General features: G+C 75.0%; 12 protein-coding genes. 4 read left to right on the plus strand and 8 right to left on the minus strand.

Features of this window, described 5'->3' with window-relative positions:
* Positions 1 to 8: 8 nt before the first annotated feature.
* Positions 9 to 1,010, minus strand: a complete 1,002-nt coding sequence (locus RM572_RS05410; RefSeq protein WP_311672121.1) for a ferric reductase-like transmembrane domain-containing protein — start codon at positions 1,008 to 1,010, stop codon at positions 9 to 11.
* A 229-nt stretch (positions 1,011 to 1,239) separates the two neighbouring features.
* On the opposite strand from RM572_RS05410, the gene RM572_RS05415 reads away from it, so the two are divergent.
* From RM572_RS05415 to RM572_RS05430, 4 genes are all read left to right on the plus strand, one after another.
* Positions 1,240 to 2,712 (plus strand): peptidoglycan-binding domain-containing protein, encoded by a 1,473-nt coding sequence (locus RM572_RS05415; protein WP_311672122.1) that lies wholly within the window; start codon positions 1,240 to 1,242, stop codon positions 2,710 to 2,712.
* 191 nt (positions 2,713 to 2,903) lie between these two features.
* Complete coding sequence (locus RM572_RS05420) at positions 2,904 to 3,746, plus strand: helix-turn-helix domain-containing protein (RefSeq protein WP_037789459.1); 843 nt, start codon at positions 2,904 to 2,906, stop codon at positions 3,744 to 3,746.
* Positions 3,743 to 3,934 (plus strand): DUF397 domain-containing protein, encoded by a 192-nt coding sequence (locus RM572_RS05425; protein WP_311672124.1) that lies wholly within the window; start codon positions 3,743 to 3,745, stop codon positions 3,932 to 3,934. Before RM572_RS05420 ends, RM572_RS05425 begins: the two co-directional genes overlap by 4 nt.
* A gap of 128 nt (positions 3,935 to 4,062) precedes the next feature.
* Positions 4,063 to 7,185 carry an AfsR/SARP family transcriptional regulator gene (locus RM572_RS05430; RefSeq protein WP_311672125.1) on the plus strand — a complete coding sequence of 1,041 codons (3,123 nt, stop codon included), beginning with the start codon at positions 4,063 to 4,065 and terminating at the stop codon, positions 7,183 to 7,185.
* A 76-nt stretch (positions 7,186 to 7,261) separates the two neighbouring features.
* Here the strand turns inward: RM572_RS05430 and RM572_RS05435 are convergent, their stop codons facing one another.
* The 7 genes from RM572_RS05435 to RM572_RS05465 all read right to left on the minus strand — a co-directional run bounded on the left by RM572_RS05435 (position 7,262) and on the right by RM572_RS05465 (position 16,608).
* Entirely contained in the window at positions 7,262 to 8,152 is an 891-nt protein-coding gene (locus RM572_RS05435) for an extensin family protein (RefSeq protein WP_311672126.1), read from the minus strand.
* A gap of 110 nt (positions 8,153 to 8,262) precedes the next feature.
* Entirely contained in the window at positions 8,263 to 9,558 is a 1,296-nt protein-coding gene (otnK, locus tag RM572_RS05440) for a 3-oxo-tetronate kinase (protein ID WP_311672127.1), read from the minus strand.
* Positions 9,555 to 10,274, minus strand: coding sequence for an aspartate/glutamate racemase family protein (locus tag RM572_RS05445; RefSeq protein WP_311672128.1), 720 nt, complete (start codon positions 10,272 to 10,274; stop codon positions 9,555 to 9,557). The genes otnK and RM572_RS05445 overlap by 4 nt, the downstream gene beginning before the upstream one ends.
* Entirely contained in the window at positions 10,271 to 11,257 is a 987-nt protein-coding gene (locus tag RM572_RS05450; protein ID WP_311672129.1) for a hypothetical protein, read from the minus strand. The genes RM572_RS05445 and RM572_RS05450 overlap by 4 nt, the downstream gene beginning before the upstream one ends.
* Entirely contained in the window at positions 11,254 to 12,747 is a 1,494-nt protein-coding gene (locus RM572_RS05455; protein WP_311672130.1) for an FGGY-family carbohydrate kinase, read from the minus strand. Before RM572_RS05455 ends, RM572_RS05450 begins: the two co-directional genes overlap by 4 nt.
* 226 nt (positions 12,748 to 12,973) lie before the next feature.
* Entirely contained in the window at positions 12,974 to 14,377 is a 1,404-nt protein-coding gene (locus RM572_RS05460) for a GH1 family beta-glucosidase (protein WP_311672131.1), read from the minus strand.
* Between the two features lie 62 nt (positions 14,378 to 14,439).
* Positions 14,440 to 16,608 carry a hypothetical protein gene (locus RM572_RS05465; protein WP_311672132.1) on the minus strand — a complete coding sequence of 723 codons (2,169 nt, stop codon included), beginning with the start codon at positions 16,606 to 16,608 and terminating at the stop codon, positions 14,440 to 14,442.
* Between the last annotated feature and the right edge of the window lie 2 nt (positions 16,609 to 16,610).

Below are 16,610 nucleotides of genomic sequence, written 5' to 3' on the forward strand. Positions count from 1 at the left end.
CCGAACGCTCACTCCCCCTCGTGGTCGTGCGGCGCGGTCGCCGGCTTCTCGGGGGCGGGCCGGGGCCGTCCGCCGTCGTGCCCGGAGACCACCACCGCGACCAGGCCGACGACCACCGCCGCGGCGGTCAGCCTTCCCAGGCCGCGCACCGCCCAGGCCGGCAGGGACGGCCCACCGGGCCGCCGGGGTGCGCCGAGTTGCTCGGACCTGCGCGCGGGCCGCAGCAGCCGGAGCACCAGCAGTACGGCGACGGGCAGTTGCAGCAGCCACAGCGTGGTGCGCGGCCAGTCGCCGTACCAGACGTTGGTGCCGTACAGCAGCGTGTGCCAGACGCTCAGCACGTAGACGACGAGGACGAACCGGTGCAGGTACCGCCAGGTGCGGGGGCCGATGCGGTGCCGGACGTAGAAGAGCAGCCCGAGCGGGACGGCGAGGTACAGCGCCCCCTGGCCGAGGGGGATGGCCACCTGGCCCGTGCCGGAGTCGTAGCCGAAGGGCACGAAGGTGTCCACGAACGCGGTCCAGAACCGGTCGCCCCACGACAGCTCCACCTCGTACCGCACCAGTTCGGCCGCGAACATCAGCGCATGGGCGAACATCAGCGCCATGCAGGTCAGGCTCGTCGTCCGGTGCCAGCGCTCCAGCACGGCGGGGGCGACCGGCAGCCGCCGGGGCCGGGGCCCGGAGAGAAGAAGCCCCAGCATCACGGTGCCCCAGGCCCACAGCAGCCCCGACCAGCCGAACGCCTGGCTGAGCAGGTACATCCAGTAGGTGCCCGGATCGTCCATGAAGGGCATGACGGCGACCGTGTCGGACGTCCCCGCGTCCATGCGCACGTACAGCAGGACGAACACCGCCGCCGTGACGGCGAAGGCGGCGGACGCGTCGGGCAGGGCGGCACGCAGATCGGAGCGCAGTCGCACACCACCGCTTCTTCGCTCGGCCTCCGGGGGTGCCGTCGGGCTCCCCTCCCGCGTCTGCTCCTCGTCGGACGTGGTCTTCGGCTGCATGCGTCGGCCTTTCCGGGCGTGGGCGACCGGGGACGGTGCGGGCCCCCAGTGTGACCGCCGCAACGCGTTGTTGCCGAGAGCGCCTCTCTCTTGTTCGCGACCGGGGGTTCAGCGGATTTCCCTGGTTGTCGCGTACATGCCTACATGCTTTCCTTGCGGGGCTCATCCCGGTCGACTCCCCCGGGCCGCCCGGCGGGAGTGGACGAGAACTCACGGAAGGAGAACACGTATGCGTGGGAGACGACGCAGACGTCCGGTCCTGACAGGCGCCCTGGCACTCCTGGTCGCCCTCGGCGTGACCACCGGTGCCGGAGCGGCCACCGCGTCCGACGCGAGCTCCTCGGGGAAGGCTCCGGGCCAGGAGGTGTCCTGGCGTGCGGAGTTGGGCGTGCGGGGCGGTGACGACGTGGGCGTCCGTTTCACGGACGGTGCGTTGCGGCTGCGTGCGGAGGGTGTGCGTCCGGCGTCGGCCGGGGGCGAGGGCGCGCAGGGTGCGGCGGTGCTGCCGGTGCGCGAGCTGGGCCGTACGGTGCACCGGGTGTCGGTGGACCTTCAGGCGCGGACGCCGCAGGGCACGCGGGTCGCGGTCGACGTGCGCGGGCGCGGCGCGGGTGGCGTGTGGACGGAGTGGCGGGAGGCGGCGGCCGGTGCGCCGGCGCTGCTGCCGCGTGCGGCGACCTCGGTGCAGGCGCGGGTGACCCTGTTCGGGATGGCGGACGGCTCGGCCGGTCCGGTGGTGGAGGGGTTGCGGCTGTCGGCGGAGGCGGTGCCGGCCTCGGAGCGGGCGAAGGAGCGGCCGCAGGCGGCTGCGGCGTTCTCCGCGACGGTGTTCGCGACCCGTGAGGGTCTGGTGGGGCACACCACGGCCAACGGTCATGTCATCCAGCCCAACGACCACTTCGTGGCGCTGCCCTCGCGGCGGGGTCTGTCCCCGAAGGGCAGCCACGAGTACTCGGTGCGGGTGTGCGGCCCGGCGCGCTGCGAGACGGCGCCGGTGTGGGACGTCGGCCCGTGGAACACCAAGGACGACTACTGGAACCCGTCCTCGGTACGACAGATGTGGAAGGACCTGCCGCGGGGCAGGCCCGAAGCGCAGGCCGCCTACCAGGACAACTACAACGGCGGCGCCGACGAGTTCGGCCGCCAGGTGGCCAACCCGGCGGGCATCGACCTCGCCGACGGCACCTTCTACAACGTCGGCCTCAACAACAACGGCTGGGTCACCGTCACCTACCTGTGGACCGACGGCGGGGGCGGCACCCCTCAGCTGAGCTTCCCCTCGTACAGCACCCTGCGCGACGGCTCCAGCGGCCCGCAGGTGAGCGCCGCCCAGCACCTGCTGAACACGAACGGATTCGACGCGGGCGCCGTCGACGGCGCCTTCGGGCCGAACACCGCGAGTGCCGTGCGTGCCTTCCAGCAGAGCCGGAGCCTGTCCGTCGACGGCGTGGTCGGCCCCAAGACCTGGACCGCGCTGCTCTCCGCAGGCAGCAAGCCCACGCTGCGGCAGGGTGACAGCGGCGCGGCGGTGGAGCGGCTCCAGCGCGCACTGACGGCCGCGCTCGGACGCACCGTGGACGCCGACGGCGCCTTCGGACCGAACACCGACGACGCGGTCCGCGACTACCAGAGCAGCCGCGGGCTCGGGGTCGACGGGATCGTCGGCAGCGGGACGTGGGGCGCCCTGCAAGCAGGCAGGTGACCGCCGCCCGGCCGCAGGCCCTCACGCCTGCGGCCGGGCCCCGGCACACCGGGCGGCCCACCGGGACGGCGCCCATACAGCTGACGCTGTACCAGTGGCGCGCCTGGACCCCGCCGATGACGTCCCGTAACCATGGGACTCCGGAGTGGGTTGACGGAGTACCGGGCAGGGCACGGAGAGGCGGGGCCGCGATGGGGACGATCGACCACTGCACCACCAGTGCGTCGGAGCTGTCGGACAGCCTCAGGACCTTCGGCGCGGTGCTGAAGGCGCTGCGCGACGAAGCACGCCTCACCCAGGAGGAGTTCGCGCCCCGGGTCAGCTACTCCTCGGCCTACATCGCGAAGATCGAGCAGGGGAAGCGGTTCCCGCCGAGGGAGTTGGTGGAGCGCTCGGAGGACGTGCTCGGCCCCCTCGCCGCCCGGGTCCTCGCCGCCGCGGCGCGCAGCCTCACCCGCCGAGTGGGACTGGCCTCGTGGTTCCAGCACTGGGCGGCCATCGAGGAGGAGGCGGTGTCCCTCTACGCGTACGAGTGCCGCGTCGTGCCGGGTCTCCTGCAACCGGAGGAGTACATCCGGGCACTCTTCCGGCGGCACCTGCCCCCGCTCAGCGACGAACAGTCCGAACAGCAGGTGGCCGGTCGGCTCGCACGGCAGAGTCACTTGACCGAGCGGCCCAACACCGAGTTCTGCTTCATCATCGAGGAGGCGCTTCTCCGGCGCGGATTCGGCGGCCCCGAAGTGACGAAGGCACTGCTCGACCATCTCCTGGCACAAGGGCGACTGCGTAACGTCGAGATCCAGATGATGCCGATCGAGCAACCCGAACACTCGGGCTTCGAAGGGCCGATGTACCTGGCGGAGACGCCGGACAGCCGATGGGTGGGTTACGTCGAGGGCCATGAGGCGAGCATGCTGATCACCTCTCCCAAGGCATCGAGCGCCATGCTTCGTCGCTATGGAAGGATGCGTTCACAGGCTCTGAGCCACCAGGACACCGCGAGCCTGCTGGAACAGATGCGAGGAGCGCTATGAGCACGACCGAACCGGTCTGGGTCAAGAGCAGCTACAGCGGCGGTGGCGGCGACAACTGCGTAGAGGTCGCCGCAGCGGAGTCCACCGTTCTCGTGCGGGACTCCAAGGACACGGATCTCCCTGCCCTGACGGTCTCCGGCGACGCCTGGGCGGCCTTCACGGCGCAGATCGCGGCCCGCCTTCCGTAGTCCGTTCGTCCGGAAGTCCCCCGGAACGTCCACACCTCGGCGTGTACATGTCCGCAGAGGGGGGAAGTGGACCGCTGCCGCCGACGTGACACGAAGGCGGGCGGCGCGAGGGCGTGAAGGGGGACTTCGTGCGCTTCGGCATTCTGGGGCCGGTGGAGATCCGGCGCGACGGGGCCAGACAGCGGCTCCGCTCCGGTCGTGAACGGTCCCTGCTCGGGCTGCTCCTGCTGCACCCCGGACGCGTCTTCACGCCCGCCCGGCTCGTCGACCTGCTGTGGACGGACCCGCCCGACAGCGCACGCGCCCAGGTCTACAACCTGGTCAGCAGACTGAGGCAGCACCTCTCCGACCCGCGCGGCGCGATGCTGCGGACCGCCGACGGCGGCTACCTGCTCGACCCGGGAACGCGTCCGGTGGACCTGCTGGAGTTCCGGGCGGCGAGCACGGCCGGGCGGAAGGCGGCCGCGGTGGGCGAAGCAGCCGACGCCGCCGAGCAGTTCGCCGCCGCCCTGGACTGCTGGCGGGGCACCGCGCTGGGAGGGTGCACCGAACCCTTCGCGGAGGCCGCCCGGCGCGACCTGGACGAGGAACGCCACCGCGCCCTGGAGGGCCTGGCCGACGCACAACTCGACCTCGGCCGGTACGCACAGGTCCTCGCCACCGTCGGCCCGCTGCTCTCGGACCACCCGCACCGGGAGGACCTGTACCGGCGTCAGATGCTCGCCCTCGCCGCGATGGGCCGGACCGCCGACGCCCTCGCCACGTACCGGCGGGCGTACCGGCGGCTGGAGGAGGACCTCGGGGTCGAACCGGGCGTGCGGCTGCGGGAGCTGCACCAGGAGGTGCTGCGCGGCGCGGCCGTCGTACCGGGCGCGGGCGCCGGGCCGGAGCAGGGCGTGCGGACCCGCTCCTCGCCTGCGCCGCAGCCGCCTGCGCGACGAGCGGACGGACCGGAGCCCGCCACACGGCGGGCCGAGGCGCTGACCGGACCTCCGCCGCGCCAACTGCCACCCATGACCGGGGTGTTGTCCGGCCGCGAGGAGCTGCTGGCGTACGCCCGGCAGGCGTTGCGGGAGGACGGCACCGTGCCCGTCGTCGTGCTGAGCGGCCAGGGCGGCGCCGGGAAGACGGCGCTGGCGCTGCGTACCGGGCACGCGCTGCACGAGGAGTTCCCCGACGGCCAGCTCTACGCCGACCTGCGCGGTGCGCAGCCGGAGCCCGCGGACCCGCACGAGGTGGCCGCCGCCTTCCTGCGCGGACTGGGCGTGGACGGGCAGGACGTCCCGGCGGGCACCGGCGAACGGACCGCCGCCCTCCGCACCCGCCTGGCCGGGCGACGGCTGCTGCTGGTGCTGGACGACGCGCGGGACGAGGCGCAGGTGCGGCCGCTGCTGCCCGGCACGCCGGGCTGCGCGGTGCTGGTGACCTCGCGGCGCCGTCTCACCGCGCTGGCCGACGCCGTCGCGCTCGACGTCGGCACCCTGGACCCGGCGGACTCGCGGGCTCTGCTGGCCCGCCTGGTGGGGCCGGAACGCGTGGCGGCGGAGCCGGATGCCGCCGGGGACGTGGCGGAGCTCTGCGGGCACCTGCCGCTGGCGCTGCGCATCGCGGGCGCACGGCTCGCGGCGCGCCGGGACTGGACGCTGCGCCTGTTCCGCGACCGGCTGGCCGGACACCGACAGCGGCTGGACCAGCTGAGCACGGGCGACCTCGACGTACGGGCGGGCATCGCGCTGAGCTACCGGGCGCTGCCTCCGGTGCTCCGGGCGGCGCTGCGCCGCCTCGGGCTGCTGGCGGCGCAGAGCGTGCCCGGGTGGGTGGTGGGCGCGCTGGCCGGGCCGGACTTCGCGGACGACGACCTGCTGCCCGACCAGCTCGTCGACCGGCACCTGTTGCGGACGGCCGGGACGGACGCGGCCGGACAGCCGCGGTTCCGGCTGCACGACCTGGTCCACGACTTCGCGTACGAACGCGCCGTGGCCGAGGACCCGCCCGCCGAACGGGAGGCGGCCGTCGGGCGGGTGCTGCGCCACTGGCTGCTGCTGGCCTCCCGGGCGGCCGGGCGGCTCGGGCACGGCGGGGTGCTCGACGCGGTCGCCACCGGCGGCGAGACGCTGCCCGCCGAGGCGTCCGAGGCCGTGCGGGAGCATCCGGCGGACTGGTTCGCGGCCGAGCGGGCGAACCTGGCCGACGCGGTACGCCTCGCCTGCCGGCTGCGGCTGCCCGCCCTCGCCACGGACCTGGCCCTGCAGCTCGACGGCTACCTGATCATCCGCTTCCACGAGGCGGAGCGGGAGGCCGCGCTGCGGGCGGCCATCGACGCCTGGGGCGGGGAGCCCGCCGGGGACCGGCGGCTGTCCCGGCTCCATTTCGCGCTGTGCTGGGCGATGTTCCAGCAGGATCGGTACGCCGAGCTGGGCGAGGCGGCCCGCCGCTGCTGGGAGGTGGCCACCGACCTCGGCGACCCGGAGGTGGTCGCCGACGCGGCGTGGCAGGTGGGACGCGCGACGGCGCTCCAAGGACGGCTGGCGGACGCGGCGGCGTACTACGAGAGTTCGGCACGCGACGCGGAACGCCTCGGGCTGTCGGACCGCGCCCAGGTGTACGCCCGCACGGGGCTGGCCAACGCCCTCGCGGACCTGGGTGACGCGGGCGCGGCGACCGGCCACTACCGGCGGGCCCTGCACCGGCACGAGGCGGCGGACCGCACCCGGGTGGTGGTGCTGCTGCGGTTCGCGGAGGCGCTGGCGGACCGGGGCGAGACCGCCGGGGCGCTGGAGTCGCTGACCGAGGCCGCCCGGATCGTGTCCGGCATCGGCGACGAGGTGGGTGCGGCGCACGTGGAGCGGGTGCGCGGCCAGGTGGACCTGGCCGCGCGGGACTGGGCCCGGGCACGGGAACGCCTGGAGGCGGCGCTGGCCACGCTGCGGCGGAACCGCGAGCGGTCGGGCACGGCGCTGGTGCTGCGGAGCCTGGCGGACGCGGCGATCGGCACGGGCGAGGCGTCGGCCGCGCGGGACCGGCTGCGGGAGGCGTCGGCGGTGTTCGGGCGGATGGCGGCACCGGTGGAGGTGGCCCGCACCGAGGCCCGGCTCGCCGTGACCCTGCGGCTGGCCGGCGACGTGGCCGCCGCCGAGGACCATGCCGGGGCGTACCGGCGGGTGCTGCACGGGCTGGGACTGCCGCCCGCGTGCCTGCGGCTGCCCGCGCACGTGCGCCGCCTGCCGCCGCTCACGGAGGAGGCCGTCTGACGGCGCCGGTGCCCGCCGAGGGCCCGGGCACGGCACGGGTGGGGGCTCCTCCCGTGCCGTGCCGTGCCGGGCTGGGTCAGAACGCCTCGTTGCGGAAGCCGTGCCGGGCCACGCGTGCGAGCATCGTCCGCCAGGAGTCGATGCTGGCGTGCGGGTTGCCCTCGATGCTCAGCCGGTTGCGCGCACGGTTGAACCACTTCTCCGTCTGCGGACCCCAGACGCCGTCCACCGCGATGCCCGCGCCCATGAAGTTGTTGGACATGGCCTGCACGAACTTGGTGTCGCTGCTGGAACCCTTGGAGCACTTGGTGGGCAGCCCGCCGAAGTCGGCGTGGATGTGGTCGCGGTGGGCGGCGTTGTACCAGCCGTCGAGCACGTACCGGAAGCGGCGGCGGCAGGTGGCGTCGACCGCGAGGTAGCGGCGGCGGCGGGTGCGGTCGCCGGCGTGGTGGCCGTCCAGCGGGGACGACTGGCGTCCGCCGCCCCAGCGGACCAGGTCCAGGTCCATCGCGGTGCCGTTGCCGTGCTGGCCGCTGCGGTTGACGTAGAAGCCCGCCGAGACGAGGAACTTGACGTTGCCGAAGCCGCCGTCCTCGGACAGCCGGCGCAGGTCGCGGATCCACACCACCAGGCGGTCGTAGAAGGCGGGGGTGCAGCGCCAGTCGCGCAGGGTGGTGTTCCCGCGGTTGCCGCGCCAGTAGTAGACGGGCGTGCCGTCGATCCTGCTGAACGTCTTCAGCGCCATCAGCGACGCCGAGGCCGGGGGCTGCATCTCGGCCGGCAGCGGGGCGAACGCGGGCTCCTCGGCGGCGTAGGCGGTTCCCGAGGTGTTCGCCAGCATCGCCGCGGTGGTGGCCGCGCCGACCCCGCCGAGGAAGAGCCGGCGGTCGATGCGCGAGGTGACGTCCTTGTCGGGGCGGGCGTCCGTGCCGGGGTGGCCGACGGGTCTGTCCTGTGGCTCCTGCATGGTGTGCTCCTCCGCAGTGGTCTCCGCGTGATGTGGGGCGGTGGCACTGCGATGGTGAGCGGCAGGTCTCCTTTCCGGCTCATTTCCGTCTCATTCGGCGGCGTTCCTGTTCAGAGGGCGTTCTCCGCGGTGGTGAAGAGGTCCTCGGCGCCGAAGTTGCCGGACTTCAGCGCCAGGTTGACCGTGCGGGGGCCCGTACGGCCGCGGTAGGTGGCGGCGGTCCAGGGGACGCCGGGCGCAATTGCCGGGCCGATGCGGAGGCCGTCGACGCCCAGAGCGGTCAGCACCGCGCCGGAGGTTTCGCCACCCGCCACGACCAGGCGGCCCACGCCCGCGTCGAGCAGGCCGCGGGCGCAGGCGGCGAGGCCCCGCTCGACGGCGGCGGCCACCTCCGCGGCGCCGAACCGGCGTTGGGCGTGGCGCACCTCGTCGCGGTCGTCGGCGCTGTGCAGCAGCACCGGGCGGGGGCCGAGGTGGCTGCGGGCCCAGGCCAGGGCGTCGGCGACGGTGCGGTCCGGGTCGGCCAGCAGGTCGGCGGCGGCGAGCTTGCGGTGCGGCAGCGTACGCCGGGCCTGGGCGGTCTGTCCCAGGGTGGCGTCCGAGACGCTCCCGGCCAGCACGGCGCCGGGGCCGTCGGCCACCTCGATGCGGTCCGCCGGCGGGCCGCCGCGCCTGTGTGCCGGTGGCGGCAGGGCGAGAGCGAGGCCGGAGCCGCCGGTGAGCAGCGGCAGCCCGGCGGTGGCGCGGAGCAGCGGCGGGAAGTCGTCGTTGCCGAGCACGTCGGTGACGACGATCCCCGCCCCGGCGGCGGTGAGGACGTGCAGACGGTCGCGGACGGCCGCGTCCCCGGAACGCAGCACGGTGTGGGGCAGCAGACCGACCGGGTGGCGCGTCTGGGCGCCGAGGACCCGCACCAGGTCGGGGTCGGTCATCGGGGTGAGCGGGTGGTGGCGCATCCCGCTCTCGCTGAGCAAGCGGTCGCCGACGAACAGGTGGCCCTGGTAGACGGTGCGGCCGTTGTCGGGGAAGGCGGGGCAGGCGATCGTCCAGGGTGCGCCGGTGGCGTCCAGCAGTGCGTCGGTGACCGGGCCGATGTTGCCTGCCGGCGTGGAGTCGAAGGTCGAGCAGTACTTGAACCAGAAGCGGCTGCAGCCGAGTTCCGCGAGCCGGCGGTACGCGGCCAACGCGGCGTCGACGGCTTGGGCGGGCGGCGCGGTGCGGGTCTTCAGCGCGACGACCACCGCGTCCGGCCCTCCCGCCTCGCTCAGGGCCGCCGGGGTGGGCAGGCCGACGGTCAACGCCGTGCGGTGCCCGGCGCGTACCAGGTTCCCGGCGAGGTCGCACGCGCCGGTGAAGTCGTCGGCGATGCAGCCCCACTGCGGGACTTCTCCGGCCGGCACCGTCACGGCGCCTCACCCCGGGGTGTCGGGTCGTGAGCGAGGCAGGCGAGTTGGGCGGTGCCGCTGCGCGGCGAGGTCAGCACCGGGATGGGCAAGGAGCCGCCCGGCAGGGTGCCGACGGCGGCGGCCATGGACGCCTGGGCGAGCACCAAGACGTCGTGGTCGGCGGCGAGCCGCAGCGCCTCGGCGGCGATCAGCCGGTCGTGCTCCTCGGGCCGGCCCTCGCTGCGGGCCTGGAAGGCGCCGTCGCAGGTGGACGTGGTCAACGTGATGCCGGCGCCGGTGCGTTCGGCCCGGCGTCCGATCAGCTCGGCGGTGGGGCGCAGCGTGGACTCCAGGGTGGCGAGCACGCCGATGCGTGGGCCGATGCCGACCGCCTCGGCGGCCATCGGCTCGTCGACGCGGTAGACGGGGATGCCGAGCAGGGGCCGGGCGGCCTCGGCGGCGGGACCGATGGAGGAGCAGGTGACCAGGACGGCGCGGGCGCCGGCCGCCTCGGCGTGCGTGAGGTGGGAGGCGAGGCGGGCCCAGGTGCGGGGCAGCGGGCCGTGGGCGACGGTGTCGGCGAGCAGGCTCTCGTCGACCATGTGATAAGCGTGCACGTTCGGTGCCTCCTCCCGCAGCAGCGGGTCGAAGACGGCGGGGAGCGCGGCGACGGTGTGCAGGACGCAGACGCGCTGTGCCGCGCCGGACGGGTGGTGGCGGGCGTGCTGCTCGGTCATGCCCGTCCTCCCTCGGAGCTGGTGCGGGCCCGGGCGTGGATGGGGGCGGTCCACCAGGGGCGTCCGTGCCGGTGGACGATCTCACCGAGCTCACGCAGGCGCTCAGCGCAGGGGCCGCGGAGCGCCGCCGCGGGGCCGGGTGCGGTGAGCGCGGGTGTCCACAGGGCACGGCCGGCGAGGAAGCCGGACGCACCGGCGCGGCAGGCGGCCTCCACGGCGTGCGGGAAGTCGTCCGGCTCGACGCCCTGCGAGAGCACCACCCAGGGCACGTCGACTGCGGCGTCGATGCGTTCGGCCTCGGCGGCGATGCGGGCGACGGGACCTCTGCCGCCGTCCGGAACCTGGCACTTGTACAGCGAGGGGCGCAGCGGGGCGAGTTCTTCGGCCGCCTCCACGATCGCGTCGTTGAGGCGGAACGTGCCGTCGGCCTCCTCCCGGGCGGTCGGGCGGGCGACCGGTTCGAGGACGGACGCCAGCCCGGCGTCGCGGCAGGCTGCCACGAAGCGGGCGGCGAGCGCGACGCGGCGGTCGCGGGAGCCGTCGCGGCGCCAGATGACCAGCAGCTTGAGCGCGCGCGCCCCGTCGGCGGCTGCGGAGACCGGGTCCACGGCCGGGTCGAGGGCGGTGTCGGTGACCGGTCCGCCGGGCTCCTGGGTGAGGGCGTCGGCGGCGAGGATGGGCGCGCAGGTCCCTGGGAGTATGCGCTGGTCGAGGAGTTCGCGGGCGCCGTAGTCCCGGTCGATGAGGAGGGCGGACGCGTGCGGGCCGAGGGCGCGGGAGACGGCGAGCTTGAAGTCGGTCATCCGGGCGTCGGTGACGGCTTCGCGGGGCTCACCCAGGCGTTCGGACATCATGGTGCGCAGCGAGTCGCGCTGGTCCATGGCGACCATGGCGAAGGTGCCGTCGGGGCGGGCGAGAGCGGCGACGGGCGCGGTGGCCCCGTCGGTGGCGGGCGAGGCGGTGGTGTGCTGGCCGGTGGTCATGGGCGGCTCCCTGGTGGGGTGTCGGCAGTGGGTCGGCGGACGAGGGGCAGGAACGCCTCCCGGTAGAGGCGGTCGTAGCCGTCGGGGTCCTCCTGGGGTGAGGCGGTCGCCTCGTGAACGGGCAGCGGTTCGTCAGCGAGCGGCCCGGCGGCGCGGGCCGCGAGCAGCGCGGCGCCGACGGCGGGCGCGCGGTGTTCGGCGAGGACGCGGGTGCGCCACGGGGCGACGGCGGCCTTCACGCGCGGCCAGCGCGGCTGGGCGACGGGCCCGCCGAGCAGGGTGACCTCCCGCGGGCGGCCGCCGCCGGTGAGGACGCGCTGGGTCTCGGTCATCCAGCGGGCCTGGTAGGCAGTCGCCTCCACGACGGCCAGCGCGAGCCGGGCCGGGCCGTCCTCCGGCCCGAGCCGGTGCAGCGCCACCCGCCGCTCCGGGTCGGGCTCGGGTGCGCTGCGTCCGCTCAGGTAGGGCTCGACGAGCACACCGGTGGGCCCGGGGCCGGCGGCCTCCAGCAACACACCCAGCGCCTGGTGGCGTTCGGCACCCAAGGGCAGTCCGACGAGGTCGACGTACCACTCGACCAGGGCCCCGCAACTGCCGGTGCCGGCCAGCACGTACCAGTGGCGCCCGTCGGCGGACCGTCCGTAGCCCATGCCCTCGGCCAGCGTCCGGGCGCTGTCCGGAGGGTCGTCGGTGAGGGTCAGCACGGCTTCGGCCGTCCCCATGGAGTCGGCGACCGCTCCGGCCGTACGGACGCCCGCCGCCCAGGCACCGACCGGATGGTCGTGTCCGGCGACGACCACGGGCGTGCCCGCGCGCAGGCCGGGGACGCGACGGGCGGCCTCGTCGGTGAGCGGTCCGACGGGCTCGCCGGGCGGGCGTACGGGCGGGAGCCGGTCGGTGCGGACTCCGGCGAGGCCGGCGAGGTCGGTGTCCCAGCGGCCGCGGTGCACGTCGTAGGCCATGGTGCGCTGGGCGAAGGTGGCGTCGGTGGCGACCCTGCCGGTGAGCGCGAGAGCCAGCAGGTCGGCGGCGCCGCACCAGACGTGCATGGCGTCGAGAGCGTGCGGGAGGTGGGCCCGTAGCCAGCACCACTTGGCGAGAGTGGCCTTGGCGCTGGGCCGTACACCGGTGGCGGCATGCAGCGCCGCCGCGCCGGTGTCGCGGACGAGGCGTCCGGCCTCGGTGGTGCCGCGCGGGTCGGCCCAGGCGAGCAGTGGGCCGGTCTGGGCACCGTGCCGGTCGAGCGGCACGCCGGTCTCGGCCATGCCGGTGAGCCCCACAGCGTCGGGGTGGCGCCCGGAAGCGGCGACGGCCTCGGCGAGGGCGTTCAGCCCGGCCGTGGCGAGGGCGTCGGCGTCCCGTGCGCCGAGCGGCGTGGAGCGTTCGGCGGCGGCGAGTACGGTGCCGGCCGGGTCGCAGACCACGCACTTGATGCGGCTGGAACCGATGTCCAGGCCGGCCAGAGCGGAGCGGGACACGCGGGGCGTCATGCGCGGCTCCCCTCGCGGCGGCGGACGGGCGGTGCGGGCACCGGACACCGCGCCGGACGCATCGTGGACGGGTCCGCGCGCTGCGGATCGTGTGCGTACGACAGCGAACGGGACGCCGGCGGTTCCGAGGCGCTGGGGTGTCGGGGCCGGGCGGCCACGTCCTTGCCCTGGGCGCCGGCGGTGGGCGTGCGCCCGGGCAGCCGGACGGTACGGGACGGGACGGGGATCACGGCGTCTCCGCGTTCCCCGCCGGAGGGGGGAGTGGCGGGACGCCACCGGCCGCGACGGCCCGCGCGTACCAGTGGCCGCTGTCCTTGACGGTGCGGCGCTGCGTGGCCCGGTCGACATGGACGAGGCCGAACCGGGGGCGGTAGCCCATGGCCCACTCGAAGTTGTCGACCAGCGACCAGTGGTAGTAGCCCTCGACGGGCACACCGCACTGCAGGGCGCGGTGTACGGCGGCGAGGTGGCCGTGCAGGAAGCCGATGCGCCGGTCGTCGTGGACCGCGCCGTCCGGGCCCGGTTCGTCGCCGAAGACGGCGCCGTTCTCCGTGATGAGCTGCGGCACGCCGGGGTAGTCGCGGTGCAGCCGCACCAGCAGGGCGGTGAGGTCGTCGGGGACGATCTCCCAGCCGAGGTCGGTGCGCGGCACCTCCGCCCGGCCCGGCTCGACACGCCACGGCCAGGGGGCGTGACCGGCCTCCTCCGCGTCGGCGGCGACGAGGCGGCGCGTGTAGTAGTTGACGCCGATGAAGTCGCTGCCGGAGCCGATCACGTCGAGGTCGCCGTCGGCGACGAAGTCCATGGGGCCGGTGACGCGTTCCCAGTGCTCGCGCATGTCGCCGGGGTAGCCGCGGCCGTGCACCGGGTCGAGGAACCAGCGGTTGACGTAGCCGTCGGAGGCGTGCGCGGCGGCGTGGTCGTCCGGCGCGTCGGTCGCCGGAGTGTGCGGGAAGAGGCTGTATGCGACGCCGACGCGCGCGTCCGGACGCCCGGTGGCGCGCAGGGCGCCGGCGGCCAGCCCATGTCCGAGGAGCAGGTGGTGCATCGCCCGGGCGCTGCCCGCAAGGTCCTTCTCCCCGGGGGCATGCAGGCCGAGTTGGTGGCCGAGGACGCCCGCGATCCATGGTTCGTTGATGGTGACCCAGTCGCGGACCCGGTCGCCGAACGCGTCGAAGCACACGGCGGCGAACTCGGCGAAACGCTCGGCGGTGTCCCGGTGCCGCCAGCCGCCGCGGTCCTGGAGCGGCTGCGGCAGGTCCCAGTGGTACAGGGTGACGAGCGGCTCGATGCCGTGTTCCAGCAGCGCGTCGAGGACGCGCGCGTAGTGATCCAGGCCGCGCTGTTCGACGCGTCCGACGCCGTCGGGGACGATGCGCGGCCACGCGAGGGACAGGCGGTGGGCGTTGAGACCGAGGGAGGCCATCAGCTCGATGTCCTCGCGGTAGCGGTGGTACTGGTCGCAGGCGACCTCGCCGGAGTCACCGTTCTCCACCGCGCCGGGCACGGTGCAGAAGCGGTCCCAGATGGACTCGCCGCGGCCGTCGGCGTCGACCGCGCCCTCGACCTGGTAGGAGGAGGTGGAAGTACCCCAGCGGAACCCGGCCGGAAAGGCCAGCAGGCCGGGCATGGCCCCGTTCCCGGTACCGTTCCGGCTTCCGGTTCCCGTTCCGTTTCCTCGTCCGGTGGGGGTCACCGCAGCTCCTTCAGCTCGGGCAGGTCACGGGCGGTTTCGCAGGCGTACAGCAGCACTCCGGCGGACCAGGCGTGGGAGAGGGTGAGCAGCATGCCCTTCGCCTGGAAGCACTCGGTCTGGTAGAAGCGCTCGCTGACCATGCCGCGGTAGGCGTTGAAGTCGCCGTCGGCGCGGGCCACGAACTGGCGGAAACAGTCGAGGTTCTCGCGCGCGGAGTCCAGGTAGTACGGGTCGCCCAGATGGCGGGCGAGGCGGACGGTCTCCGGAAGGCAGATGAGGCCGAAGGCGTGCAGATGCTGGTTGGAGGGGGACGCCTGGTCGCCGCCGCGGGTACGGAAGCCGTACCGGCCGAGCAGGGTGTGCGGGCCGAACGTGACGTCGTAGGTGTAACGGAAGGTGAGCGTCCAGTCGGCGGCCCGCCGGGCCAGGTCGAGCCAGCGGGGATCACCGGGGTCGGCCTCGTGCAGCAGGGTGTACGCGATGACCGCGTTGTAGCCGTCCTCCGAGGTGGGCGCAAGGGAGACGTCCTCGGGGGCACCGCACAGGAATTCCGCTCGCACGTCGGCCGCGTACGCGGCGCCGGCGCGACGGGCGGCGTCCCGCCACTCCGGTTCACCGAAGGCGTCCGCCGCCTCCGTCCAGGGGGCGATCCAGGCCAGGCCGGCGGACCCCTCGTGGGACAGCGCGGCGCCGGTGTCGCTGTGGTGGGCGGCCGCCGGACGGCCGTCCGTCTCACGCAGGCCCGCGCGGGCGACGGTCAGGTTGGACCGCACCGCGTACTCCCACGCAGGGTGGTCGTGGCCCAGGGCCCGTTCGGCACGCAGGGCGCGCAGCAGGAAGAGCGTCGCGTCGCCGAGGGTACGGGCGTGCAGCCGGTTCCGGTCGGGCGTCCAGCCGGCGTTCCAGCCGCCGTTCAGGCCCCACTGGCCCCAGAACGTGCCGCCGGGCGCGAGGTTGGCCGCGATGTGGTCGAGGACCCCGATCGCCGCGCCGGCCAGGGCGCGGTCGCCGGTGCGGCGGGCGTGCAACAGCATCGCGTGCGCGTAAGGGGTGCCGCTGACCCAGGAGACGTGCATCGCCGTACGGTCGCCGCGCTCGCCCAGCGCCTCCCGGTCGAAGGCCGCGGTCTCCAGCAGGACGGGCGGGTCGGGACGATAGTGCCAGCGGTGGAGCCCGTACGCGGAGAGGCCGGCGGCCTCGTCCAGGCCGACCCAGGCGGCGGGCCGCTCCGGGGCGGGGGTGCGCCGGTGCAGGGCGCGCAGCACGGGTGCGTAGGCGTGCGGGTCGGCGTCCAGCAGGTGGAGGGTGAAGCGGACGGTGCGGGTGTGGCCGGGCTGCCAGGTGTGCTGCGGAGCCTGCACGGGCCGGGGCTCGGCGGAGCCGTAGTAGCTGACGGGCTCCTCGCGGTAGGGAGCGTGCAGGCGCAGGGCGGGCCGGTCGCCGGGGAGCAGGGCGAAGCCGACGCCCTGCTCGCCGAGTTCGCCCTGCTCGGTGTCGAGGGCGAGGGCGGCGCCGCCGCGGGTGTCGCGGGCGAAGACGGCGGGGGTGGCGCACCGGTCGGCGCGGAAGGACCAGGCGTCGGCGACCATGCCCTGCGGATCGTGCGCACCGGGGGCGTAGCGGGGGTAGGGGCGTTCGCAGGCGGGAAGCCGGTTCTCGCCGTAGAACACGCCGGGGATCAGCCACCCGGGGTCGTCGGTCGCGCCGAGCCGCACCTCGACACGCAGGCCCGCGTCCCGGGGCTCGTCGGCGCTCCGGGACACGGTCAGCTCGGCCTCGCGCACGGTGGCCTGCGCCGCCCCGGCGGGGCCGGTGCGGAGTCCGGAGGTCTCGGAAGGGGCCGTGGCCGGGGGTGCTTCGCCGTCCCGTCGAAAGCCGGGGGCGGCGGAACCGTCGGCGCCGGTCGCCGCGGGCGGTCCCAGACGCAGCGTGGCGCTGAAGCCGACGGCCGAGCCGTGCAGCGTGAGCCCGCCGTCGGCATGGCGGTCCGCGCTTTCGACGGGCACAGGCACGCAGGTGCCGTCGGCGGCCACGACGCCCGCCACGTACGGCAGCAGCATTTCCCCGGCCGCCGCGTCGCGGAGGCGCAGGCCATCCTCCGCGGCGGGACGGTCGGGGCAGCGGGTCACCGTCGGCTCGGCGCCGTCAGGCGAGGTCGCAGACACGA

Source organism: Streptomyces hazeniae (genome assembly GCF_031845485.1).
In the GTDB taxonomy this organism is placed as follows: Bacteria; Actinomycetota; Actinomycetes; order Streptomycetales; family Streptomycetaceae; genus Streptomyces; species Streptomyces hazeniae.

Coding starts and splice junctions, on each gene's coding strand:
- RM572_RS05410 (WP_311672121.1), bottom strand. CDS start 1,010: ATGCAGCCGAAGACCACGTCCGACGAGGAGCAGACGCGGGAGGGGAGC.
- RM572_RS05415 (WP_311672122.1), top strand. CDS start 1,240: ATGCGTGGGAGACGACGCAGACGTCCGGTCCTGACAGGCGCCCTGGCA.
- RM572_RS05420 (WP_037789459.1), top strand. CDS start 2,904: ATGGGGACGATCGACCACTGCACCACCAGTGCGTCGGAGCTGTCGGAC.
- RM572_RS05425 (WP_311672124.1), top strand. CDS start 3,743: ATGAGCACGACCGAACCGGTCTGGGTCAAGAGCAGCTACAGCGGCGGT.
- RM572_RS05435 (WP_311672126.1), bottom strand. CDS start 8,152: ATGCAGGAGCCACAGGACAGACCCGTCGGCCACCCCGGCACGGACGCC.
- RM572_RS05445 (WP_311672128.1), bottom strand. CDS start 10,274: ATGACCGAGCAGCACGCCCGCCACCACCCGTCCGGCGCGGCACAGCGC.
- RM572_RS05450 (WP_311672129.1), bottom strand. CDS start 11,257: ATGACCACCGGCCAGCACACCACCGCCTCGCCCGCCACCGACGGGGCC.
- RM572_RS05455 (WP_311672130.1), bottom strand. CDS start 12,747: ATGACGCCCCGCGTGTCCCGCTCCGCTCTGGCCGGCCTGGACATCGGT.
- RM572_RS05460 (WP_311672131.1), bottom strand. CDS start 14,377: ATGCCCGGCCTGCTGGCCTTTCCGGCCGGGTTCCGCTGGGGTACTTCC.